General features: G+C 64.0%; 25 protein-coding genes and 1 pseudogene. 12 read left to right on the top strand and 14 right to left on the bottom strand.

What is annotated here, in order from left to right; all coding sequences use genetic code 11:
- Nucleotides 1-42: 42 nt before the first annotated feature.
- The 6 genes from NKI39_RS04040 (at nucleotide 43) to NKI39_RS04015 (ending at nucleotide 4,161) form a co-directional block, all read left to right on the top strand.
- Entirely contained in the window at nucleotides 43-1,227 is a 1,185-nt protein-coding gene (locus NKI39_RS04040) for a cell wall hydrolase (protein ID WP_352830755.1), read from the top strand.
- A gap of 255 nt (nucleotides 1,228-1,482) precedes the next feature.
- Nucleotides 1,483-1,881 (top strand): AtpZ/AtpI family protein, encoded by a 399-nt coding sequence (locus NKI39_RS04035; protein WP_352473359.1) that lies wholly within the window; start codon nucleotides 1,483-1,485, stop codon nucleotides 1,879-1,881.
- 70 nt (nucleotides 1,882-1,951) lie between these two features.
- Nucleotides 1,952-2,710, top strand: coding sequence for a F0F1 ATP synthase subunit A (locus tag NKI39_RS04030; RefSeq protein ID WP_352501993.1), 759 nt, complete (start codon nucleotides 1,952-1,954; stop codon nucleotides 2,708-2,710).
- Nucleotides 2,711-2,777: 67 nt separating this feature from the next.
- A complete protein-coding gene (locus NKI39_RS04025) occupies nucleotides 2,778-3,002 on the top strand; it encodes a F0F1 ATP synthase subunit C (protein WP_006206606.1) in 225 nt (74 codons plus the stop codon).
- Nucleotides 3,003-3,083: 81 nt separating this feature from the next.
- Nucleotides 3,084-3,659 carry a F0F1 ATP synthase subunit B gene (locus tag NKI39_RS04020; protein WP_352449932.1) on the top strand — a complete coding sequence of 192 codons (576 nt, stop codon included), beginning with the start codon at nucleotides 3,084-3,086 and terminating at the stop codon, nucleotides 3,657-3,659.
- Nucleotides 3,660-3,669: 10 nt separating this feature from the next.
- Nucleotides 3,670-4,161: a F0F1 ATP synthase subunit B gene (locus NKI39_RS04015; RefSeq protein ID WP_023674071.1), complete on the top strand. Its 492-nt coding sequence runs from the start codon at nucleotides 3,670-3,672 to the stop codon at nucleotides 4,159-4,161.
- Nucleotides 4,162-4,418: 257 nt separating this feature from the next.
- Here NKI39_RS04015 and rnhB read toward each other — a convergent pair whose 3' ends face one another.
- Both rnhB and NKI39_RS04005 read right to left on the bottom strand, forming a co-directional pair.
- Complete coding sequence (rnhB, locus tag NKI39_RS04010; protein WP_352501990.1) at nucleotides 4,419-5,114, bottom strand: ribonuclease HII; 696 nt, start codon at nucleotides 5,112-5,114, stop codon at nucleotides 4,419-4,421.
- A gap of 167 nt (nucleotides 5,115-5,281) precedes the next feature.
- The gene (locus NKI39_RS04005) at nucleotides 5,282-6,436 is read right to left on the bottom strand and encodes a PA0069 family radical SAM protein (protein ID WP_254818651.1); all 1,155 of its coding nucleotides are present in this window, start codon (nucleotides 6,434-6,436) and stop codon (nucleotides 5,282-5,284) included.
- 151 nt (nucleotides 6,437-6,587) lie between these two features.
- Here NKI39_RS04005 and NKI39_RS04000 point away from each other — a divergent pair, with 151 nt between their 5' ends.
- Complete coding sequence (locus NKI39_RS04000) at nucleotides 6,588-7,091, top strand: glycosyltransferase (protein ID WP_352830753.1); 504 nt, start codon at nucleotides 6,588-6,590, stop codon at nucleotides 7,089-7,091.
- Nucleotides 7,092-7,279: 188 nt separating this feature from the next.
- The gene (locus NKI39_RS03995; RefSeq protein WP_352830751.1) at nucleotides 7,280-8,254 is read left to right on the top strand and encodes a phytanoyl-CoA dioxygenase family protein; all 975 of its coding nucleotides are present in this window, start codon (nucleotides 7,280-7,282) and stop codon (nucleotides 8,252-8,254) included.
- Nucleotides 8,255-8,287: 33 nt separating this feature from the next.
- Here the strand turns inward: NKI39_RS03995 and moaB are convergent, their stop codons facing one another.
- The 6 genes from moaB to NKI39_RS03965 form a co-directional block, all read right to left on the bottom strand.
- Nucleotides 8,288-8,830, bottom strand: coding sequence for a molybdenum cofactor biosynthesis protein B (gene moaB / locus NKI39_RS03990; RefSeq protein WP_352489568.1), 543 nt, complete (start codon nucleotides 8,828-8,830; stop codon nucleotides 8,288-8,290).
- Complete coding sequence (locus tag NKI39_RS03985) at nucleotides 8,817-9,719, bottom strand: 4-(cytidine 5'-diphospho)-2-C-methyl-D-erythritol kinase (RefSeq protein ID WP_352830934.1); 903 nt, start codon at nucleotides 9,717-9,719, stop codon at nucleotides 8,817-8,819. Before NKI39_RS03985 ends, moaB begins: the two co-directional genes overlap by 14 nt.
- A 26-nt stretch (nucleotides 9,720-9,745) precedes the next feature.
- Nucleotides 9,746-9,931, bottom strand: coding sequence for a membrane protein (locus NKI39_RS03980; RefSeq protein WP_023674078.1), 186 nt, complete (start codon nucleotides 9,929-9,931; stop codon nucleotides 9,746-9,748).
- Nucleotides 9,932-10,012: 81 nt separating this feature from the next.
- Nucleotides 10,013-10,870: a S49 family peptidase gene (locus NKI39_RS03975; protein WP_352830749.1), complete on the bottom strand. Its 858-nt coding sequence runs from the start codon at nucleotides 10,868-10,870 to the stop codon at nucleotides 10,013-10,015.
- A gap of 87 nt (nucleotides 10,871-10,957) precedes the next feature.
- Complete coding sequence (locus NKI39_RS03970; RefSeq protein WP_352830747.1) at nucleotides 10,958-11,758, bottom strand: tRNA1(Val) (adenine(37)-N6)-methyltransferase; 801 nt, start codon at nucleotides 11,756-11,758, stop codon at nucleotides 10,958-10,960.
- Entirely contained in the window at nucleotides 11,758-11,982 is a 225-nt protein-coding gene (locus NKI39_RS03965) for a putative signal transducing protein (protein WP_023674082.1), read from the bottom strand. Before NKI39_RS03965 ends, NKI39_RS03970 begins: the two co-directional genes overlap by 1 nt.
- Before the next feature lie 426 nt (nucleotides 11,983-12,408).
- On the opposite strand from NKI39_RS03965, the gene NKI39_RS03960 reads away from it, so the two are divergent.
- A complete protein-coding gene (locus NKI39_RS03960) occupies nucleotides 12,409-13,425 on the top strand; it encodes a polyprenyl synthetase family protein (RefSeq protein WP_352540118.1) in 1,017 nt (338 codons plus the stop codon).
- A gap of 37 nt (nucleotides 13,426-13,462) precedes the next feature.
- Here the strand turns inward: NKI39_RS03960 and NKI39_RS03955 are convergent, their stop codons facing one another.
- Nucleotides 13,463-14,896: an MFS transporter gene (locus NKI39_RS03955; RefSeq protein ID WP_352830745.1), complete on the bottom strand. Its 1,434-nt coding sequence runs from the start codon at nucleotides 14,894-14,896 to the stop codon at nucleotides 13,463-13,465.
- Between the two features lie 104 nt (nucleotides 14,897-15,000).
- On the opposite strand from NKI39_RS03955, the gene NKI39_RS03950 reads away from it, so the two are divergent.
- Entirely contained in the window at nucleotides 15,001-15,606 is a 606-nt protein-coding gene (locus NKI39_RS03950; protein ID WP_352501986.1) for a TetR/AcrR family transcriptional regulator, read from the top strand.
- A 19-nt stretch (nucleotides 15,607-15,625) separates the two neighbouring features.
- On the opposite strand, the gene NKI39_RS03945 is transcribed toward NKI39_RS03950, so the two are convergent.
- From NKI39_RS03945 to NKI39_RS03930, 4 genes and pseudogenes are all read right to left on the bottom strand, one after another.
- Nucleotides 15,626-16,258, bottom strand: coding sequence for a hypothetical protein (locus NKI39_RS03945; RefSeq protein WP_352470686.1), 633 nt, complete (start codon nucleotides 16,256-16,258; stop codon nucleotides 15,626-15,628).
- 10 nt (nucleotides 16,259-16,268) lie between these two features.
- Nucleotides 16,269-17,024, bottom strand: coding sequence for a YadA C-terminal domain-containing protein (locus NKI39_RS03940; RefSeq protein WP_352830932.1), 756 nt, complete (start codon nucleotides 17,022-17,024; stop codon nucleotides 16,269-16,271).
- Nucleotides 17,025-17,036: 12 nt separating this feature from the next.
- Nucleotides 17,037-17,168 (bottom strand): annotated as a pseudogene (locus tag NKI39_RS03935) (hypothetical protein); the annotation flags it as partial.
- A 462-nt stretch (nucleotides 17,169-17,630) separates the two neighbouring features.
- Complete coding sequence (locus tag NKI39_RS03930) at nucleotides 17,631-18,716, bottom strand: helix-turn-helix transcriptional regulator (RefSeq protein ID WP_352830742.1); 1,086 nt, start codon at nucleotides 18,714-18,716, stop codon at nucleotides 17,631-17,633.
- A gap of 333 nt (nucleotides 18,717-19,049) precedes the next feature.
- Between NKI39_RS03930 and NKI39_RS03925 the strand changes: the two genes are divergently transcribed.
- Nucleotides 19,050-20,825, top strand: a complete 1,776-nt coding sequence (locus tag NKI39_RS03925) for a tetratricopeptide repeat protein (RefSeq protein WP_352470709.1) — start codon at nucleotides 19,050-19,052, stop codon at nucleotides 20,823-20,825.
- Between the two features lie 266 nt (nucleotides 20,826-21,091).
- Nucleotides 21,092-22,135: a glycine--tRNA ligase subunit alpha gene (locus tag NKI39_RS03920; RefSeq protein WP_352830930.1), complete on the top strand. Its 1,044-nt coding sequence runs from the start codon at nucleotides 21,092-21,094 to the stop codon at nucleotides 22,133-22,135.
- On the opposite strand, the gene NKI39_RS03915 is transcribed toward NKI39_RS03920, so the two are convergent.
- Complete coding sequence (locus tag NKI39_RS03915) at nucleotides 22,132-22,305, bottom strand: hypothetical protein (protein WP_352501982.1); 174 nt, start codon at nucleotides 22,303-22,305, stop codon at nucleotides 22,132-22,134. The genes NKI39_RS03920 and NKI39_RS03915 overlap by 4 nt on opposite strands.
- Between the last annotated feature and the right edge of the window lie 149 nt (nucleotides 22,306-22,454).

Genomic DNA, 22,454 nt, shown 5'->3' with positions numbered 1-22,454 from the left:
TTGTAGCTCTCCAGTGGGGTCCGTCGCGTTCTGGAGAGTTCCGTGCATCGACGTGTTTTGACGCGGCTTGTCGCCGCCGCCGGTGAGAAAAAGCGTTCCTTCCTGTCTCCCCTCGTTATTGGCCTTGGCATCTGGATCGGCTTTCCGACGGTCGCTGCCTATCAGGACATGACCAGCCTGGTCTCCGGCCTGGAGGCGCCGAGCGTCCGCTGGAACGCCTATGTCGAGAAATCCGTCGCCGGCTCCGTTCACGCCGCCGAAATGCCCTTCCTCGATTCCAGCAGCACCGGCTCGCTCTCCGGCTCCGGTGTCCAGCTGCCCGGCATCGGCGCCGTTTCGTTTCGCGGCAAGGGCGGCATCGTCGCCACGACGCCGGACGAGAACCGCATCACGCGTGCTGACAAGAAGGGCCGCATCATCCAGGTCTCGCCCGTCTCGCCGCCGAAGAACTTCAACGCCGGCTCGATCTTCGAGCGCACCTCTTCGCTGCTCCGCCCAAGCATGGACAGCGGCCTGAGGATGGCTTTCGCCAAGCCCGAGATCAAAGGCAAGGAAATCCAGATCGCCGCCGCCTTCCACACGCGCATCGACAAGAAGCCGGATCCCGGCGTGCCGGCGATGCTTGCCGCGCTGGTCAACAATGATCATCCTGACGTGCTGGCGACCGCCTACGCCTCGTCCGCTCCCGATTATGCACAGGCGTCGCCCTTCGAGGCCTTGCTGCAGGACGAGGACCCGAACGACGGTCGCTTCATTCCGCCGCTGAGCAAGGGCGATCATTCCTGGATGCAGACGCCGCTGCCGGCGAGCGTCTTTTCCAAGCCGGAGCAGGCCTGTCTCGCCAACGGCATCTATTTCGAAGCGCGCGGCGAATCCGTGCGCGGCCAGGCCGCCGTCGCCCAGGTCATCCTCAACCGCGTCCGCAACCCCGCCTATCCGAACTCGATCTGCGGCGTCGTCTACCAGAACGACAACTGGTTCAACCGCTGCCAGTTTTCCTTCGCCTGCGACGGCAGGAAGAAGCGCATCGACAACCCCGCTGCCTACAAGACCGCCCAGGATGTCGCCATGGCCGTCACAGCCGGCAAGATCTTCATTCCGGAAGTCGGCTCGTCGACCCATTATTACGCCAACTACGTCCATCCGGGCTGGGCGCGGACGATGCAGAAAATGACCAGGATCGGCCTGCACATCTTCTACCGCACCTATGGTGGCGGCTGGAGCTGAGCGCTCGGGCAGCCCTTGCGTCTTTCGCGCGAGAGCGGCCGATCGAAGACGCATCGCCGCGGGGATTCGGCCGCAGCCCGCCAGAGACCGCGTCGGGCACGATGTCGCACCCGAGCAAGTGGCTGATTTATAACGAAAAAATACTTGAGCTTGAACGTCCGCCCGTGGCTTGACGGGCGCGGACCCTCTAACTATGTTGCCGGCGACTTTAAGAAGCGGACGGACGGTGACGGTCTGACCGGGCAGGGGGGTTGCGTGGCCGACAAGAATGGGCCAGACGGAACCGGCAAAACCGGCCGCGGCAAGCAGCATGAAGCCGACATCCGCGACGACGATCTTGAGCGCCGCCGGCGCGACCTTGAAGCATCGCTTGCGACAAGGCGGCCGGACCGGCTCGAGGGGAAAGACGACGGGAAAACGGGCAGTGTGGCCGGGTACGGCCAGGCGCTCAAGCTGTCCAGCGAGTTCATCGCCGGGATAGTGGTCGGTGCGGCTCTCGGCTGGTTTATCGATCGCGTGGCGGGGACATCGCCATGGGGTCTGATAGTCGGGCTGCTGCTGGGTTTTGTCGCCGGCGTGCTCAACGTTCTGCGTTCAGCCGGGCTTGTGTCGGAATTCGGAACGGGCGACAAACCGCGCGATCCGAAAGAATGAATTGAGGCGCCGCATGCCGGCGCATTGAACAGAATGCTGAAGCCGTCTGCGGCTTTGATGGGGATTTAAAGTGGCTGCTGACAAGGTCGATCCGATCCACCAGTTCCAGATCCATCCGATCATTCCGATTCACATCGGCGGCTACGACCTGTCCTTCACCAATTCGGCTCTGTTCATGCTTGCGACGGTCGCTGTCGCATCGGCGTTTCTCTACCTCAGCACGTCGAGCCGCAGCCTGGTTCCGGGCCGCCTTCAGTCGGTCTCGGAAATGGCCTATGAATTTGTCGGCAATATGCTGAGGGACGCCGCGGGCACGCAAGGCATGAAGTTCTTCCCCTTCGTGTTCTCGCTGTTTATGTTCGTGCTTGTCGCCAACCTGCTTGGCCTGTTCCCGTATTTCTTCACCATCACCAGCCACATCATCGTCACTTTCGGCCTCGCTGCGCTGGTGATCGGAACGGTCCTCGTCTACGGCTTCACCAAGCACGGCCTTGGCTTCCTGAAGCTGTTCGTCCCGCATGGCGTGCCGGTCTACCTGCTGCCGCTGGTGGTGCTGATCGAGGTGATTTCCTTCGTCTCGCGTCCGGTCAGCCTGTCGGTTCGTCTGTTCGCCAACATGCTCGCCGGTCACATCACGCTGAAGGTGTTCTCGGGGTTTGTTGTCAGCCTGAGCGCGCTCGGCGCGGTCGGCGTGGCTGGTTCGGTTCTGCCGCTGGCGATGGCCGTGGCGCTGACGGCGCTGGAGCTGCTGGTCGCGTTCCTGCAGGCCTACGTCTTTGCGGTGCTGACCTGCATGTATCTCAACGACGCCCTGCATCCCGGGCACTGACAAGGTTTCCGGCATTGCCGCCGGATCGATTTTGCAACGGAATTTTAGATCCAAAGGAGTTGAACAAATGGACGCAGAAGCAGCAAAGTACATCGGTGCCGGCATCGCATGCCTCGGCATGGGCGGCGCGGGCATTGGCCTCGGCAACATTTTCGGCAGCTATCTGGCGGGCGCGCTGCGCAACCCGTCGGCAGCCGACGGCCAGTTCGGCCGGCTGATCTTCGGCTTCGCCGTGACCGAAGCGCTGGGTATTTTCTCGCTTCTCATCGCGCTTCTCGCGTTGTTCGGCTGAATGCTTGTTCGGCTGAACATTGGGAAGAATTGAACAGGCCGGCCGCGATCCTGCGGCGGGCCTGAATTTCGGGGATAGTCCATGTTCGTGACATCTGCCTTTGCGCAAGAGTCCGCGCCCGCCGTCGAAGGCGGCAGCGCTGGCACCGGCGTGCCTGCCGAGGCGCACGGCACGTTCCCGCCATTCAATCCGGCGACGTACCCCTCGCAGCTTCTATGGCTGGCAATCACCTTCGGGCTGTTTTATCTCTTCTTGAAACGGGTGGTGATGCCGCGCGTTGGCGGCATCATCGACGTGCGCAACGACCGCATTACCCAGGATCTCGACCATGCTGCCCGGCTGAAAAGCGAGGCCGATGCCGCCGTTGCCGCCTATGAGCAGGAATTGGCGGAAGCCAAGGGCAAGGCCAATGCGATCGGCCAGCAGGCCAACGATGCGGCCAAGGCGGAAGCCGAGGCTGCCCGCAAGACGATCGAGGCAGCGCTTGACCAGAAGCTTGGCGAGGCCGAGGCGCGTATATCTTCCATCAAGGCCAATGCCATGAAGGAAGTCGGCACGATCGCCGAGGACACCGCTTCGGCCATCGTCGAGGCGCTTGTCGGCGGCAAGGCCAGCAAGGCCGAAATCGCGGCCGCGGTCAAATCCGTGGCCGGGTGAGGAGCGCATCATGGACGCCACATCTCTCGCGACGCTTTGGGCAACTGTTGCCCTCGTAATCTTCCTCGGCATCGCCATCTACATCAAGGTGCCGGGCATGATCGCCAAGGCGCTCGATGCGCGTGCCGACAAGATCAGCTCCGAGCTCGAGGAAGCGCGCCGGTTGCGCGAAGAAGCCCAGCAGCTGCTTGGCCAATACCAGCGCAAGCGCAAGGAAGCCGAGCAGGAGGCCGCGGCCATCGTCGCCGCCGCCAAGCGCGAAGCCGACATGCTTGCCGCCGAGGCGCACAAGAAAACCGAGGACTATGTCGCTCGGCGCACCGCCTTGGCCGAGCAGAAGATCGGCCAGGCCGAGCGCGAAGCGATCGGCGAAGTGCGTGCCAGCGCTGTCGACATCGCGGTCGAAGCCGCGCGGGCGCTGCTGGCCGGCAAGATCGACGCCAAGGCCGGCGCCGACCTGTTCAACGCCTCGCTGCAGGATTTGAAGTCGAAGCTGAACTGAACGGCTGCATGAACAAGTCATCGAAGCCGCCCGGGAAACCTGGCGGCTTTTTTTGTTGGCGAAAGCGACTGAGCGCGTAATCTCCCCCCTCGAGGGGGAGATGTCGCCAAAGGCGACAGAGGGGGTCGGTACGTCCTGGCGCGACGCCCTATGGAACGAAAGAGAACGTTGGCGCTTCACGCGAGGCGACCCCCTCTGGCCTGCCGGCCATCTCCCCCTCGAGGGGGGAGATCCGCGCCTAGCCGCCTTCGCAAATGTCAATCCAAACCCGAAAAACCCTCTTCCTCCAGCACCTCGGTGCCGCCGAACCGGAACGGTGCGAAGGAGGCGCGGTGCAGTCGTGCCACTGGCCCGTGCAGATCGATCGCCGTGCGATGGCGCACAGTGGCGTAGCCCATATGCAGTTCGAAGCCGTAACGCGCATGATGGCTGCCGCAGCCGCACATCATGCGGTCGCGCATCACCTTGGCGACGATCGAGGCTGCGGCGATCGACTGCGAGCGCTGGTCGCCCTTGATCAGTGCTTTGCCCTCGCAGGGCAGGCCGGGCGGCACGTCGCGGCCGTCGGCCAGTGCCAGCTTCGGCCGGATTGACAGGCCGGCCACGGCACGGCGCATCGCCTCCAGGCTGGCCTTGAGGATGTTGGAGGCATCGATGCCTTCGGCGCTGACCGAGGCCATCGATACGGCGAGCGCGGAGCCGAGGATTTTCAGGAACAGCGCCTCACGCTGCAAATGCGTCAGCCGCTTGGAATCGTCGAGGCCGTCGGGGATGTTGGCGGGATCGAGCACCACCGCTGCCGCCACCACCGGCCCGGCGAGCGGGCCGCGGCCGGCCTCGTCCATCCCCGCCACCGGCCAAAGGCCTTCGGCCATCGCCCTCGTCTCGAACGAGAAGTCGGGTTTCTCGACGATTTCGAAGAGAAGCGGAGAATCGGAACGCGGGCGAGCCATGGTGCGGCGAGGTTCGCATCGGCTCCGATTCTCCGCAAGTCCCCTCCGGGTCGGGCGGGGCACCGGACCAGGAGGGGGCTACCGTCTGCAAGCCCGGGGACAGGACAGGCCGGACGGGATTTTTCGCCTGCTGCGGCCGCTTCAAGCGGCTGGCGCGAGACGCTTTGTCACAGCAGCATCAGCTGCTCGGTAGCCTTGGCGGCGGGGACGAACTGGTCGGTCCTGAGCGAGCGCCGCTCGGCGTTGAGGCCGAGCCGTTTGGCAGCTATCTCGAAACGCCGGCCGATCTGCCAGGCATAGGGACCGGAGCCTTTCATGCGCTTGCCCCATTCCGAATCGTAGTCCTTGCCGTCGCGCATCGAACGGATCAGCGACATGACGTGGCGATAGCGGTCGGGATAGTGGCGCAGCAGCCAGTCCTTGAAGATCGGCGCGACCTCCAGCGGCAGGCGCAGCAGCACATAGCCGGCCTCGCGCGCGCCCGCTGCCTGCGCCGAATCGAGGATGCGCTCCATCTCCGGGTCGGTCAGTCCGGGGATGATCGGCGCGACCATCACCGAGGCCGGAATGCCGGCATCCGAAAGCTGCCTGATCGCCTCCAGCCGCTTGGTCGGCGTCGACGCTCGCGGCTCCATCGTTCTGGCCAGCATCCTGTCCAATGTCGTCACCGACAATGCCACCTTGGCCAGCCCGCGTTCGGCCATGCGTGACAGAATGTCGATATCGCGTGTCACCAGCGCCGACTTGGTGACGATGCCGACCGGATGGCCGCGCGCCTCCAGCACTTCGAGGATCTCGCGCATGATCCGGTATTGCTTCTCGATCGGCTGATAAGGATCGGTATTGGTGCCGATGGCGATGGTGCGCGGCTGGTAATTATCCCTGGACAATTCCTTGTCGAGCAGCCGCGCCGCATCCGGCTTGGCAAACAGCTTCGATTCGAAATCCAGCCCCGGCGACAGGCCCATGAAGCTGTGCGTCGGCCGCGCGAAACAATAGACGCAGCCATGTTCGCAGCCGCGATAGGGATTGATCGAGCGGTCGAAGGAGATGTCGGGCGATTCGTTGCGCGTGATGATGGTGCGCGGCTTCTCGACCTGTACCTCGGTCTTGAACGGCGGCAGCTCCTCCAGCGAATTCCATCCATCGTCGAACACATGCCGGCTGACCGGCTCGAAACGGCCGGACGGATTGATGCCCGCCGACCTGCCGCGATTGCGGTCCGGACGGACACGCATGCCGCTCTGCTCGATCATCGCATTCGCCATTTCGGCCCTGCCAGCGCCGAAGGCTGCAATATCGGCACGCACGATCTGTTCCATCTTGGCCCTTTCCCAGGGACTGTCCGCCCGCTGTCGAATCGCTCTGCTCATGAATGTATTCCTATCGTATCGATGAGAACAAAGCAAGAACTTTCTCGCGGTGCGCCGCAAAAACTGGCGCTGCCCACCGCTTTCCGCTATTCGGCTAAACATGCTCAGCGTCCTGATCGAAACCCTGAATGACGAGGAGGGCCTTGCCCGCACGCTCGCCTCGCTGATCGGCGGCGCGGTCGAAGGCGTGGTGCGCGACGTTCTCGTCTGCGACACCGGCTCGACCGATCAGACGCACCGCGTCGCCGAACATGCCGGCTGCCACTATGTCAGCGGCGGCATCGCCGCCGGCATCAGGCAGGCCAAGGGCGACTGGCTGCTCTTGCTGGAACCGGGCGCGCGGCTGGGAGAGGGCTGGATCGACGAGGTCGCCGCCCATACCGCCAGGCAAACCATGGCGGCGCGGTTCTCGCGGGCACGCGGCAGCCGCACGCCGTTCCTGTCGCGCGTCTTTGCCGGAAATCGCGCTCTCGCCGAAGGCTTGGTGATCAGCAAGCGTCAGGCCGCGGCGCTGTCGAAGAACGCCCGCAGCGCCGAAGCGATCGCCCGCGGCCTGGCGACCAGGAGGCTCCACGCCGAGATCTGGGTCGCGCCGCGGAAGTGACGGCTTACCGTCCCGGTTATGGGAACTCCGCCCAAGCACATTTTCTGGCGGGTCGTCGTTTATTGTGCATTGCACAAAATCTGGCCGGGGGTTACCATTCCCGGCGATATGGGCGAATAGGGTTTGGGGTGTGCCGGAGCGGCGACGGCTAACGTCGATGCTGTTCCCTCGACATTTTGAGGACCCCGATGACCCTTTCAAGCCCTGACAAGTCCGGCGCTGCAAGCCTCGAGGCGATCGCACGAAACGGCGGCACGCTGCGCCGCATCGCCGCCCGCATCCCGACCTATCTTTCCGACCTTCGCGAGAATCCGGCATGGCTGCCGATGTTCATGCTGGCCCGCACCATGCCGGCGCGGCGCCTGCACTGGCGCGGTGCAAAGCCCGTTCCGCCGGCGCGCAATGTCGGTGAAACGATGTTCGCCGGCGTCGATCGCGATGCCGTCGTCGGCGCGCTGCGGACGGAGGGGCTCTATTCGGGCCTGATGCTGCCGGCCGCCATCCATGAGGAGATTGTCCGCTTCGCCGAGCGCACGCCATGCTTCGGCAATTTCGACCGTCGGCTGGAATTCCTGCCCGAAAAACACGCCGATGCCGAAAAGCATTTCGGCCGCCCGCTGCTCAGCGGTCACTATTTCGAACGGGTCCTCGACTGCAACGCTGCGGTCGCCGTGCAGCGCGATCCGCTGCTTCTCGATATCGCAGCGCACTATCTCGGCAGCCAGGCCAAGCTGATCACCACCCGCGTCTGGTGGAGCTTTCCGACCGGTGGCGTCTCGGACGCCGACAAGAACATGGCCTCGCTCGGCAAATACCATTTCGACCTCGACGACTGGCGCATGCTGAAGTTCTTTTTCTACCTGGTGCCGGTCGACGCCGACACTGGGCCGCATGTCTATGTCCGCGGCTCCCATAACCGCCGCATCCTGAAGCATCAGCTGACGCTGCTGGTCGGCCATTCGGCGGAAGAGGTGCTGGGCGTCTACGGCGAGCAGAGCCCGGTCACGCTGACCGGGCCGGCCGGCCTCGGCTTTGTCGAGGATCCGTTCGGCTTCCATATGGGCACCGTGCCGACGCTCACGCCGCGGCTGATGATGGAGGTTGGCTTCGGCGTGTCGCCGCCGTCGCGCCGGCGTTTTCACGGCGAGCCGGTCATTCGCTAAACCGAGGTCGCTTGGCTGATACCTCGGTTCGTCTCAGCCGCGCCGCAAATGCTCGTCCAGCCGCGGCATGATCTCGACGAAGTTGCAGGGCATGTGCCGATAGTCGAGCTGCGGCTTCAAGATGCCGTCCCAGGCGTCCTTGCAGGCGCCGGGCGAGCCCGGCAGCACGAAAACGAAGGTGGCGTTGACGACGCCGCCGGTTGCCCGGCTCTGGATCGTCGAAGTGCCGATCTTGTCGTAGGAGATGCGGTGGAACACTTCGGAAAAGCCGTCCATGCGCTTTTCGAAGATCGGCTCCAGCGCTTCCGGCGTCACGTCGCGGCCGGTGAAGCCGGTGCCGCCGGTGGTGATGACGACATCAATCGCCTCGTCCCTTGACCAGCCCAGGACCTTGTCGCGGATCTTGTCGCGGTCGTCGGTGACGATGTCGCGGGCGGCCAGGACATGGCCGGCCTCGGCAATGCGGTCGGCCAGCGTCTGCCCGGATTTGTCGTCGGCGAGGCTGCGCGTATCGGAAACGGTCAGTACCGCGATGCGCACGGGAACGAAGGGGCGGCTCTCGTCAATCCTGGCCATGGGCGTCAGCCTCCGATGTCACGCTTCGCGTCGCCGCGACAAACCAGTCGGGATGGCGGCCGCGGATATCGACGGCCGCGCGCTTGGCCACATTGCCGGTCTCGAACAGCCCGAAGCAGGTGGCGCCTGAACCGGACATCCTGGCAAAACCGGCTCCGGCCTTGTTGAGCACGGAAAGCGCCTTGCCGATGGCGGGCTGGATTGCGCGCGCCGCAGGCTCGAGGTCGTTGCGGGTGATCTCCAGCCAGTTGCGGATGCTGTGGAAGTCGAGGTTGCGCGGCAGCGGCGGCAGCCCCGCATTGTCGCGGCGGCCAAGCGCCTCGAACACGTCGCCCGTCGAGACGGCAGTGCCGGGATTGACGAGCACCAGACCCAGCGCCGGGAAACCCGGCACGAGCGTCAGCTCGTCGCCGATGCCGCGGGCTATCAGCGGCTTGGCTGCGAGGCACATCGGCACGTCGGCGCCGAGTGACAGGCCGATCCACGCCAGTTCGGCATCGCCGATGTCGAGCCTCCAGGTCCGGACCAGGGCGCGCAGCACAGCCGCCGCATCGCTCGACCCGCCGCCGACACCGGACGCGACCGGCAGGTTCTTTTCGAGCCTGATGGCGACAGCCGGTGCGTGCTGGGGACCGGCCTCGCGCCGCAGTGCATCGCGCGCTCTCACCACCAGATTATTGTCGTCGACGGGCACCGCGGAGGCGTATTTGCCGGACACGGAAAACCCATCGCTGTCGGCAAGCTCCGTTTCGATGCGGTCGCCGAAGCGCGTGAACACAGCCAGGCTTTCGATCGTGTGATAGCCGTCGGCGCGCTGGCCGGTGACGTGCAGCGCGAGATTTATCTTGGCGTGCGCATGCGACGCGCGGATGCTGGCCTCGGCGTTCACTGGCTCGGCCGCGAGGGGGACGACGGTCAATCCTTGGCCAGACGGTATTCGCCGGTCTTCGGGTCCTTGACCAATGTTCCCATCGTACCGTTGGCAGCCTGCTTTTCGGTACGCCGCACCTTGGCGGTCACACGCTCGGCTTCCCTGACGAAGGAGCGGTAGCCGAAATAGGCGGCAATGCCGACGACGGCGAAGAAAATGATCTGCGGCATGTCAAACTCCTCCCTCGCAAGGCCGGCAAGGCCGCCGGTCGGGTCGGTTGATGATTAATGCTAGACGCTTTCACCGGCTTTTCAAAGCCCGAAGCGCGCCCACAGCGCGCGCTCTTCCGCCGCATCGATGACGCCGCTTGCCGCGGCGGCGGCGATATCGGGCGCCGAAAAGCTCGAGCCGAACAGGCCGAAGCGGCCGAACAGGCCGCGCGGCGCGGTTATCAGCTTGAGCTGGGTTTTCGGCCCGAAACGGCTCTTCAGCACGCTGCGCATGTCGCCGAGCGCATCGACCAGCCCGAGGTCAAGCCCCTTCTTGGCCGTCCAGAACAGGCCGGTGAACAGGTCGGGATCGTCCTTGAGCTTGCTGCCGCGCCTGTCCTTGACGAGGTCGATGAAGGTCTCGTGGACCTCCAGCTGCAGCGCCTTCAGGCGCTCGACGTCCTCCTTCTTTTCCGGCTTGAACGGGTCGAGCACCGCCTTGTTCTGGCCGGCGGTGTGGACGCGGCGCTCGATGCCGATCTTCTTCAACAGCTCCGGAAAGCCGAACGAGGCCGACACCACGCCGATCGAGCCGACGATGGAGGACGGGTCGGCAAAGATCTCGTCGCCGGCGACCGCGATCATGTAGCCGCCCGATGCCGCCACGTCCTCGACGAAAACCAGGACCTTCTTGTTCTTCTCGCTCGCCAGGTCGCGGATGCGCCTGAAGATCAGCCGCGACTGCACCGGCGAGCCGCCTGGCGAGTTGATCGAGATGGCGACCGCAGGCGCGTCGAAGGAAAACAGCTTTTCGAGAAGGCCGGCGGTGGAAGCGAGCGACAGGCTCGGCCGGAACTGGCCGCCGCCGGGCATGATGGTGCCGTGCAGCCGGATGACCGGAATGGTGACGACGGCGGAGCGCCAGGATTTCGGCAGCAGGCGGTTGAAAAGGCGTTTCACGAGGGGGCGGTCTCCGGTCGATTTGCTTGAGGCATGTAGGAATTCGCCGGCCAACGGCAATGCCGTCACCCCGGCAATCAGAATGGATCAGTCTCCGAACAGCGACGCCAGCCCGTTATTGATCAGCTCTGCCCGCTCCGAAGGGCCATTGCCTGAATAGGCATGCAGCATCAGCGGCGGCTGGATCGACAGTTTGCCGCGTGCGCCAAGTGCTGCCCGGACGACGATGCGGATCGCCGCCGCTTCGGGGCGAGGATGGACGGCCAGCATCTCGGCATCGCCGAAGCGGCCGGCGATGGCATCGAGGATGGCGCCGAGCTGTTCCGGCCGGGCGATGACGGCCAGCCCGCCGCCCGGCCTGACCACCGCGGCCGCGCTGCGGATCCAGCTGTCGAAAAGCCCGTCCTCCGAGACATGCGCGGCCTTTCTCAGCGGATCGGGCGTCGCGCGATCCTCGGCGGCATTGAACGGCGGGTTCATGATGACGAAATCGAAGCTGTTGTCCTCGAGGCCGGCGGCCGTTCGCGCCCGGCCCGACAGCGCGACATCGGCGACGAGCATCGAGGCGCGGTCGCTGAGATGTGCATTGCCGGGGTGGGCAAGCGTGGTTGTGGCGAAGGCCGCCATTTCCGGGGAACGCTCGACGAGCACCGCCGCGGCACCGGGGCAGCGCGACAGGACCGCCAGGCCGGCGGCACCGGCACCCGCGCCAAAGTCGGCAAGCCGCCCGGCGAACGAGGACGGCACGGCAGCCGCCAGCATCATCGCATCCATGCCGGCGCGGTGGCCTGCCTTTCTCGGCTGAACCAGCCAGAAGCGACCGCGATGAAAGGCATCGACCGTATGAGCCGGCATGTCCGGGACAAGGGCAGCGGGCGACGCGGACATTATTTTTGGCGGATCTCGTTGGCGATGCCGGCATCCGTCAGGATGCGCCGCGCCGCATCGGCCTTGTCGGCGTCCACCATGACACGGCGGGGCAGGATGCCGATCGAGCCGTCGAGGACGCTCATGTTCTGGTCGGCGACGAAACAGCCGATGCCGGCATCGCGCATCAGCGATTCGACAAACGAAATGATGACGGCGTCGTTGGTGCGGATGAGCTCTATCATCGGATTAGGGCCATGATCTATCGATATGGTCGAAATGGCGCCTGAAACGGCAAGAAGATGCGAGGAGAAGCGTGAAGGTCGGGGTCTTTCCCCCGGCCGGGCGGTTCGACGACGCAGCTTGCAGCCGTTTCGGCGTCCGGAGGATGTGGTCCATCTGCCCGGCTACTTTGTCGCGAAGGACTTGAAAGCCGAATGGCTTCCTGCGCCTTCGCTCCGCGTATCCGGACAGATGGCCTCACACCATTTCGATCATATCGATAGATCATGGCCCTAAACTCGCAGTTTGCGGCGTTGATGTAAACGTGGGCGTGATCATGTACCAGAGCCGGCGCGCCAATTCGCCTCTTGCCGCAGCAGTGGGTGACACCCTAGAGTCTGTTCAGGGACCATGTTGCCGTCGTGCATATCGAGGTTGGGAGTTTTGCCGTGGGTGTCGTTCTCAACATTGAAAACGGGAAGCGCGAAGCCGCCTCGATAAAGGACCTCATCGACCTGACAGCGGCCGACATGGGGCGCGTCAACAAATTGATCCTGTCGAAGGCCGGCTCCGATGTCGAGATGATCCCGGAGATTGCCAACCATCTGATCTCGTCCGGCGGCAAACGGCTGCGGCCGATGCTGACGCTCGCCGCCGCCCAGATGTTCGGCTATTCCGGCGACGGCCATGTCAAGCTCGCCACATCGGTCGAATTCATGCATACCGCGACACTTCTCCACGACGACGTCGTCGACGAAAGCGGCATGCGGCGCGGCAAGAAGACGGCGCGTATGATCTGGGGCAACCAGGCCAGTGTTCTGGTCGGCGATTTCCTGCTCGGCCAGGCCTTTCGCATGATGGTCGATGTCGGCTCGCTTGAAGCGCTCGACATCCTGTCCAGCGCTGCTTCGATCATCGCCGAAGGCGAGGTGATGCAGCTTGCCGCCGCCAAAAACCTCGAGACCACCGAGGACGAGCATTTCGCGGTGATCAAGGCCAAGACCGCGGCGCTGTTCTCGGCTGCCGCCGAGGTCGGCCCGGTCATCGCCCAGGCGACGCGCAACGATCGCGCAGCACTCCGCTCCTACGGCATGAATCTCGGCCTTGCCTTCCAGCTGATCGATGACGCGCTGGATTACGGCGGCACCAGCAAGGATCTCGGCAAGAATGTCGGCGACGATTTCCGCGAGGGCAAGGTGACGCTGCCGGTGATCCTCGCCTATCGGCGCGGCACCAAGGCCGAGCGCAGCTTCTGGAAACGCGCCATCGAGGACAATGCCGCCGACGATGCCGGGCTGGAAAAGGCCATCGGCCTGATGCTCCGCCACGGGGCGATTGCCGACACCATCGGGCGCGCCCGCCATTTCGGCGAGATAGCCCGCGACGCGCTGGCGCCGCTCGAGGCGACGCCGCAGAAGTCTGCACTGATCGACGTCATCGATTTCTGCATCAGCCGGGTGAATTGACAGGCGTCGCGGCGCGAGGCCGGGACGCCGCCTGTTCTCATCGAGCCTTTGCCGGAAGCACTATTGCTGCCAGCAAACTGACGACGATGCCGCCCGCCGCGAGCCGGAAGGCAACCTGGATGCCGTCGGCGACGGCAATTTTCAACGCATCGCCGGACAATTCGCCGATTTGGCTGTTCGCAATCGCAATCAGCACGGCCATGCCGATGGCGTTGCCGACATTGAGCGTCGTCGAAGCCATCCCCGAGGCGACGCCTTGCTGGTCATGGGCAACGCCGGAAGCGGCGGCAATCCACATTGCGGTCCAGACGATGCCTTGTCCGACGCCGGAGACGATCAGGCCGGGTACGATGGCCAGATAGCTGCTGTCGGCAGTCGCGCCTGATACCATCAATGCTGTGCCGACCGCGCCGACGATCATGCCGCCGACCAGGGTGCTGCGCGTCGAAAAGCGCGTTGCCAGACGCTCGCCGAGTTGCGTGCCGGTGGCGATGGCGACCGACGGCACGAGAAAGGCGAGGCCCGTCTGCAAGGCAGTGAAGCCGTGCACGTTCTGCAGCAGCACGGTGAGGAAGTAGGGCAGCGCGCCGAAAGTGGCCATGTAGAGGAAGGTTATCGTCATGCCGGCGACAAGGCTGCGGTTGTGGAACAGGCGCAGCGGCATCAGCGGGTCGGCGCAGTTGGCCTCGATCACGGTGAAGGCGATCAGGAACAATGCCGCCAGTGCCGCGCTGGCGATGATTGCGCCAGAGCCCCAGCCATATTCGGGCCCCTGAACCAGGGTGAAGACAAGCAGCGTCGCGCCGGCGGTGACGGTCAGCGCGCCCGGCAGATCGAAGCTGCACTGCTCGTGCCGCTTGCGATCGCGCGGGATGATGGCGAAAGCCGCGATGATGGCGATCCCGGCCAACAGCACGTTGACGTAGAAGACCGACGGCCAGCCGAAGGCGCTGGTCAGAAACCCGCCGGCAAGCGAACCGAGCGTCAGGCCGCTGGCGCCCGCGCCGCCCCAGACGGCGAGCGCCCGGTTGCGTTCCGGTCCCTCGGCGAACAGGCGGTTGATCAGCGACAACGTCGCAGGAAACAGGAACGCGGCGCCGATGCCTTGCACGGCGCGGGCCGCGATGATGATTTCCGGCGACCAGGCGAGGCCGCCGACCAGAGATGAGAGCGCGTAGAGCCAGAGCGCGAAGATGAAGACGCGGCGCTGGCCGATCAGGTCGGCGGCCCGGCCGCCGAACAGCAGGAAGCCGCCGGTGAAGACGGTGTAGGCGCTGACCACCCACTGCAGGGTCTGGCCTGAAAATCCGAGGCCGGCGCCGATCTCCGGCAACGCCACGAAGACTATGTTGAGGTCGAGCGAGATGATGAGCTGCGCGAAGGCGAGCAGCGCCAGCGTTGCGCCATGTTTCGCCCTGCTTGCTCCCTGCGTTATCGCCCCGAGCGGCGCGCCTTGATCCAGTGAACTCATGCCGGTCTCCTTGTCGACAATTATTTAATGATCGACAAAGAATTGAGATTTGCAATCCGAAGTCAAGCGGATTATTTGTTGATCGACAAAAATTGGAGACCGCCATGGCGGGAAGGCCAAGGGAGTTCGACCGCGACCAGGCGCTGGAGAAAGCCCGCGACGCTTTCTGGAGACGCGGCTACGAGGGCACCTCGATGGCCGATCTCGTATCGGCGCTTGGTCTCGCATCGGCGCGCATCTATGCCGCCTTCGGCTCGAAGGAGGATCTGTTTCGCGAAGCGGTGGCACTTTACGAGGCCAATGAGGGCGGCTTCGCCACACGCGCACTGCAGGAAGAACCAAATGTCCGGCGCGTCATCGAGCGCATGCTTCGCGACGCCGTCGAAATCTATACGCGGCCGGGGCAGCCGCAGGGCTGCATGGTGGTGACGGCCGCGACCAATTGCGCCGTCGAAAATGACGCCGTGCTGCAATGGCTGGCGGAGCATCGGCTGGCGCGTACCGCATCGATCGTCGAGCGGTTGAAGCAGGCGGTGCGCGATGGCGAATTGAAGCCGGACACCGATGCCGAGACGTTGGGGGATTATTACGCCACGCTGATGCACGGCCTTTCGGTGCAGGCACGCGACGGCGTGCCGAAAAAGCGGCTGCACGATCTTGTCACCGTCGCCATGCAGGCGCTGGACGCAAGCCTTTCGCAAACGTCCTGAGTTTCAGGGCCGTGATGCCTCACTTGCCGGCTTGTTCGGCGGCCCTTCTGGGATTGACCGCCGGCGTCGGCGGGTCGGGTATTTCGGTGGCGACAGGCTTTGGCGGTTGCGGCTCCGTCGCCGGCGCTTCGGGGCCGGCCTTGCTGAGCGCGACCGAGATGCCGAACACCTTCCATTGCCGTTCGACCGGCGCAAACAACAGCTCGAAATTGACCTGCATCGGCACCGAGGGAAAGAAACCGGCCATATGCAACATGCCGTTGGACTCGATCTGCGGCAGCAGCGTCAATTGCGGCTCCAGCACCGCGACGCCGCCGAGGTCGATGCCGTCATTGCGGTGGCTGGCGAAGATCTCGGCAAGCTTGGCCGCATTGTTGGTCTGGAAGCCCGGCGCGCCGAGATCGCGCAGCACCGTGTAATTCCCCGTCTTGTTGGCATGGTCGAGCGCCAGCAGCGAGCCGCGCACCAGGATCAGCACGCCGTTGCGGTCGATATTGGCCGGCTTCGGCGCCTGGGGCTTGGCCGATTTCTGGATTTTCGACGTTTGCGCCAGGGCAGGCTGGACAAGCTGCGGAACGGCTGCCGTCAGCACCAAGGCGGCCAGCAACATTCTGCCCGTCGGCCGCACCGATCCCGGCAAGATTGAGGTCATGCCCGCTGCATCAGTTGAGTGTCCACGATGCGCCGACGCTGACGCCGACATCGCCACGGTTGGTGGAGGCCGACACGGCGGCGTTGAGGCGGAAATCCAGGCTCGTGCTATAGCCAAGGCCGAGCGCCAGGCCCGACTGGCCCTTGAAATGGCCAAAGCCGCCGGCCAGCGACAATTTGCCGGGCCTGTCGTCGTAACGCAATCCCGCTGTCGCCAGCGCAAGCGCCGTTCCGGCGCGGGCTTCCGAGCGGTTTTCGCTGACCTGCTCGCCAAGGTTCTGCAACCCGCCCTCCAGCGCGCTGACGCGGCCGTCGAGCAGGGCGATGTTAGCCTCGTTGATCGTGGTGCGACTGTCGAGGCTGAAAATCTGTGCGGTGTGCAGGTTGAGCGTGTTGGTATTGTTGGTGATACGCGCCTCGTGATCGGCAAGCTGGATCGTATGATCGCCGACCGTCGTGTTGAGCGCGTTGATCTGGTTGGTGTTGTTGACAATGCGCGTCTCGTGATCGGCAAGCTGCATCGTGTGGCTGCTTACCGTGGTGTTGAGCGAGGCGATCTGGGTGGTATGGGCTGCAACGTCGTCGGCCAGTCCTTCGAGTTCGTCGATGTTCACGGAAGCCGTCGCCAGATTGCCCGCAGCGTCCGATGTCACCAGATATTTCATGCCTCCCTGGGCGGTCTTGCTGTCATAGCTGTTGATTCCTGCCAGCGTATAGGTGTTGACTTCCCAGCCGATGACGACCTGACCGGCGCGGGTCGCGTTCACGTTGGTCCCGATGGCTATCGTGTTGTTGAAATTGGCCCTTGCATGGTAGCCGAGAGCTACGCTGTCGGATCCTGCCGCCTGAGAAGAAAGTCCGATTGCTGTCGCAATATCCCCCGGGGCAATCGAGTAACCGCCACACGCCATGCCTGTGGGTGACGCGCCGGCGAAGCCGCCACCACCCCCAACCTCTTCGCATACGAAAGCAGAGGCCGGTGATGGCATCGAACCCAGGAACAGGCCTGCGAAAATCGCTCCGCCTGAGAGGTATGTTTTCCAAGAGCGCCTCGGGGGCGGAGATCTCTCCGGCCCGCCCGCTCTCAAGGAAAAATTGTTTCCACTGCGACCTGTCATTACAGACCCCCTTCTTCGAAGCCGCCATGCGGGCGGCAAGCCCAGTCCTTGTTCGTCAGGAGCTTTGAACGTCGGTATCAGCGATGCCTAAGGCGGTGCGGCCGCAAGCTCCAGGATGTGCGGATCATGCGTGAAGCCGGATGCCGCCGGACAGTCGGCAAATGCCTACAATGCGCCGAAAATTCCCTGTTTTCGCAGCGTTTCCGACGCCTGCTGTTGTCATAGTGCAACACCGGCACGAGGTGGCTTCCGAGATCACGAAAACGGCCGCGCGCTTCTCAGCAACGCCAGGAGCTGGCTCTGGCGAACGGTTCCGGTTTTCCGAAAAATTCGATCGAGATAAGTACGGGCCGATTTGACGGCGACGCCGATTTCGAGGGCGGCTTCCTGCACGGACCGGCCGGTGGCAAGCACAACCGCAAGCCGGGCTTCCGCCGGCGTCAAGTCGAACAGGCCCGAAAGGATATCGGGCGACGGCACCGTCGCGCTGACGCTGACGGCAGTTGCCGCGACAAGGATATCCGCGCACGAAAAGATGTCATGTGCGGCACGGCGCAACGGCAAAAGGTGAACGATCAGCGCAGGCCGCCCCTCAACGGCTGGGACAGGGATGGACCGCACAACGCGATGATCGGCGTTGTGCATGATGGCTTGCTGGAAAAGCGCGTTTGCAGATAGGTCCGCAAGCACCATGCCGCCGCCGGCCTGGGGGATGAAGACGTCCTTCATATCTTCCAGCAGGCGGTTGACCGTCAGCACACGGCCTGATCCGCTCATGACAGCGGCCGGCAGTCCGATTTCGCCCAGCGCCGATGCGGCGGTCCTGGCGCGTTCCATGCCAAGACGCGCGGCAACAAGGCCGGCCCGCGCCAGATGCGGACGCAGTCCGTTCAGCAGGTCGATCGCCGCTTGATCGTACTTGCCGTCCTTCAGCCAGCGCTGGAAAACGAACAGCACAAGCTCTCCGCTCGGCATGGGAATCGACGTGCAGACGGGCGATCCGACGCCGAAATCTCTTGCCCACGCATAGATCGGGTCCCGCTCGATCTCATCGCCGGTCATGAAGTCGTCGACCCGCACAAAGCTTGCCGGCTGGGTGCTGCACATGCGCTGCACGCTTTCGGAAAATTTCCAATCGGCCATGAAAGCGTCGATCAAGGGTTCGGCCCGCGCCTCGCCGATGGCGCGAAGCGGCGAATGATCGCTGATCATGAAGATCGCGCCGCTTGCCGAGCGCGAGATCGCGCTGGTCGCCTCCAAGGCATCCGGCCACAGCTCGGCTGCGAATGCGGCTTCGTAGATACGGTCGACGATGGCGAAGGCTTCTTCGTTTCGCGGCATTTCCAGCATCGGCACCCCCTGACGGCTGGCGAGGCAAGAACTGAGCGCGCATCTTGCCACGCAAGGTTGCATGGCGGAAGCTTTCAACCGCTGGCGCTTATGGATCGCTTACGGCGTCGGGAAATAGCGCCGCGCAGGCACCGCCAAAGCGGACGCCACGCGGTCAAGAGTCGCAGTTCAGGCCCTTTCGGCATGGTTTATTAATTGCTTGACCCGATTGTGAATTCGGGCCGGGTTGAAGCACGACCCCAAAAAGGCCATGCTTTACCTGTAAAAATCGAGTCTACGGCGATCCCGCTGACGCGGAGATGGCGTTTGGCTGAAAGGGATATGATGCGGCAAGGATATGCGCGCTGGCTGACGGGGCTGGCAATCGCGACGGGCATGGCGATCTCGGCTTTGCCGGCGCATGCCAAACAGACCGCCGAGCCGGTCAGGATCACATCCTTCTCGGGGGCCTATCTCGCCGCCAGGATTGCCGACGGCGACAACGACCTCGACAGCGCCATTTCCTATTACAAGCAGGCGCTTGCGTTCGATCCGAACGATACGGGACTGCAGCAGAGCCTGATGCTGTCGCTGATCGCGCAGGGGCGCTTCGACGAATCCCTGGTCTATGCCGACAAGCTCAAGGCGGTTCCCGATGTCGAGCGCTTCTCGCGCCTGGCGCTGGCCATCGATTCCTTCCACAAGAAGGATTTCTCCAAGGCCGAATACTGGCTCAAGCTGTCGCTCGAGTCCGATCTCGACCGGCTGATCTCCGGCGTCATGACCGGCTGGGCCAAGCAGGGTGCGGGTGACGCCGGCGAGGCCATGGCTTCCATCGACAAGCTGCAAGGCCCCGACTGGTTCAGCCTGTTCAAGTCCTTCCACCGCGCCTTGATTGCCGACGCCTCCGGCCTGCCCGACAGGGCGGATGCGCTCTACACCGCCACCGTGCAGGACACGGCCGCCGGCGGTGCGGCCCCCGAAACATGGATGCGCAACGCGCAGGCCTACGCCTCTTTCCTCGCCCGCAAAGGCGACAAGGCCAAGGCGCTGTCGGTGCTCGACAAGGCCGAGGCGTTTGCGCCCGGCAAGGTCGAGATTGCGGCCCTTCGCGACAAGATCAACAAGGGCGAAAAGATCGAGCCCTTCGTTGCCGGTCCGTCGGACGGCGCCTCGGAAATCCTACTCGATCTCGCCACCGCGCTCAACCGTGGCGGCGGCGAGCCGTTCGTGCGGCTTTATCTGCAATATGCCCTGGCGCTGCGGCCCGACAACGACGCGGCGCTCGTTCAGCTTGCCGCCGTTGCCGAGCAGTTGAAAGATGGCGAGGGCGCCATCGCGCTCTATCGCCGCATTCCCGCCGGCTCGCCGCTGAAGCAGCTTTCGGACCTGCAGCTTGGCCTCAACCTTGCCGATCTCGACCGCAACGACGAGGCGATCACTCACCTCAAGGCCATCGTCGATGCGCATCCAGACGACATGCGCGCCTATCTGGCGCTCGGCGGCGTCTATTCCTCGAAGGAGGATTTCCGCTCCGCCGCCAATCTTTACGACAAGGCAGTCGAGGTGCTGAAGACGCCGACCGCCGCCAACTGGAACATCTTCTACCAGCGCGGCATCGCCTATGAGCGGCTGAAGGAATGGCCGAAGGCCGAGCCGAATTTCCGCAAGGCGCTGGAGCTCTACCCCGACCAGCCGCAGGTTCTGAACTATCTCGGCTATTCCTGGGTCGACAAGAACATGAACCTCAAGGAAGGCCTCGCGATGATCCAGAAGGCCGTCGACCTGAGGCCGAGCGACGGCTACATCGTCGATTCACTGGGCTGGGCCTATTACCGCCTTGGCCAGTTCGACGATGCAGTGCGCGAAATGGAACGCGCCGTTTCGTTGAAGCCGGAGGATCCGGTGCTCAACGATCACCTCGGCGACGCTTACTGGCGCGTCGGCCGCAAGCTGGAAGCCACCTTCCAGTGGAACCAGGCCCGCGACCTGAAGCCGGACCCGGATGTGCTTGCCGCCTTGCAGCAAAAGCTGATGAAAGGCCTGCCGCCGATCGAATCCAACACGGCGCAGGAAACCCCGAACGTAAAGCCCTTGCCGGCGCCCGCCCCTAAGGGGTGACCCTTCTTCCTTCTCCCCTTGTGGGAGAAGGTGGATCGGCGCGCAGCGCCGAGACGGTTGAGGGGTGTCGGACGGATTGCCGTCGGTGCCAAGCTGGAACACCCCTCATCCGACCGAGCTTCGCTCGGCCACCTTCTCCCACAAGGGGAGAAGGGAACACCTTCAAAGGCCTGCCCCCCTCTGCCTTGACGCTTGCTGGCCAGGCATCTAGGACGTGCCGGCATCCCGCCTTTCCCGCCGAGGCCGCCGTGACCATTCCTGCCCACATGCACCCCAGCCGCTCGTTCCAGGGGCTGATCCTGACGTTGCATAATTATTGGGCGGACTATGGCTGCGTCGTCCTCCAGCCTTACGACATGGAAGTCGGCGCCGGCACATTCCATCCGGCAACGACATTGCGCGCGCTCGGCCCAAAACGCTGGAACGCGGCCTATGTCCAGCCCTCGCGCCGCCCCAAGGACGGCCGCTATGGCGAGAACCCGAACCGGCTGCAGCACTATTACCAATACCAGGTGATCCTGAAGCCCAATCCGCCCAATCTGCAGGAGCCTTACCTCGGCTCGCTGGCCGCGATCGGCATCGATCCGCTGCTGCATGACATCCGCTTCGTCGAGGACGACTGGGAAAGCCCGACGCTGGGCGCCTGGGGGCTCGGCTGGGAGTGCTGGTGCGACGGCATGGAGGTGTCGCAGTTCACCTATTTCCAGCAGGTCTGCGGCATCGAATGCGCACCGGTGGCGGGCGAGCTCACTTACGGGCTGGAACGGCTGGCCATGTATGTGCAGGGCGTCGACAATGTCTACGACCTCAACTTCAACGGCCGCGAAGGCGCCGACAAGGTGACCTATGGCGACGTCTTCCTGCAGGCCGAGCAGGAATATTCGCGCCATAATTTCGAATTCGCCAACACCGCAATGCTGCTCAGGCATTTCGAGGACGCCGAAGCCGAGTGCAAGGCGCTGCTCGAAGCCGGCGCGCCTGTCTCCCCCCTTGAGGGGGAGATGCCCGCGAAGCGGGCAGAGGGGGTCACCTCAGAAGGCACCACAAGTAAAACGTCGAGCACTGCACGAGCGACCCCTCCCGGCCAGACCTTGTCTGGCCACCTTCCGCTCAAGAGGGAGGGATATCACCGCCTTGTATTCCCCGCCTACGACCAGTGCATCAAGGCCAGCCACGTCTTCAATCTGCTCGATGCCCGCGGCGTCATTTCGGTCACCGAGCGCCAGAGTTACATCCTGCGCGTTCGCAATCTGGCCAAGGCCTGCGGCGAGGCGTTTTTGCTGACGCAGGCGGGCGGCTTGGCGGCTTAGCTCCAGGCGGTTTCGGCAGGGGCGCTGATTGGCAACGTGCCTTGGCCGCTTGCACCGGCTATTGTCCGCAGCGCCTGCCTGACGCCGGGCATCGAGAACGTGCCATGAACTTGCGCCGTGAAGCAGGCGCTGAGCGCGAGGATCTGCAGGAATGTCGATGCCGTTCTCATGGTCGGTCAGCCAATAGCTCTCTGCCTGAGCGTTGGTCGCTTCAGCGCTGCGTTCGGTTCAGGGAAATCTTTGATCCAAGGACGGGCGGACCGGCGCGTGTCCGACAGGCGGCTGAATTTTTTCGGAAATCGCCGTTAGATGTCCCGAT

Source organism: Mesorhizobium sp. M0664 (genome assembly GCF_040320565.1).
In the GTDB taxonomy this organism is placed as follows: Bacteria; Pseudomonadota; Alphaproteobacteria; order Rhizobiales; family Rhizobiaceae; genus Mesorhizobium.
The sequence above is the reverse complement of the archived record's forward strand: the minus strand, read 5'-3'. Positions and strand labels throughout refer to the sequence as shown.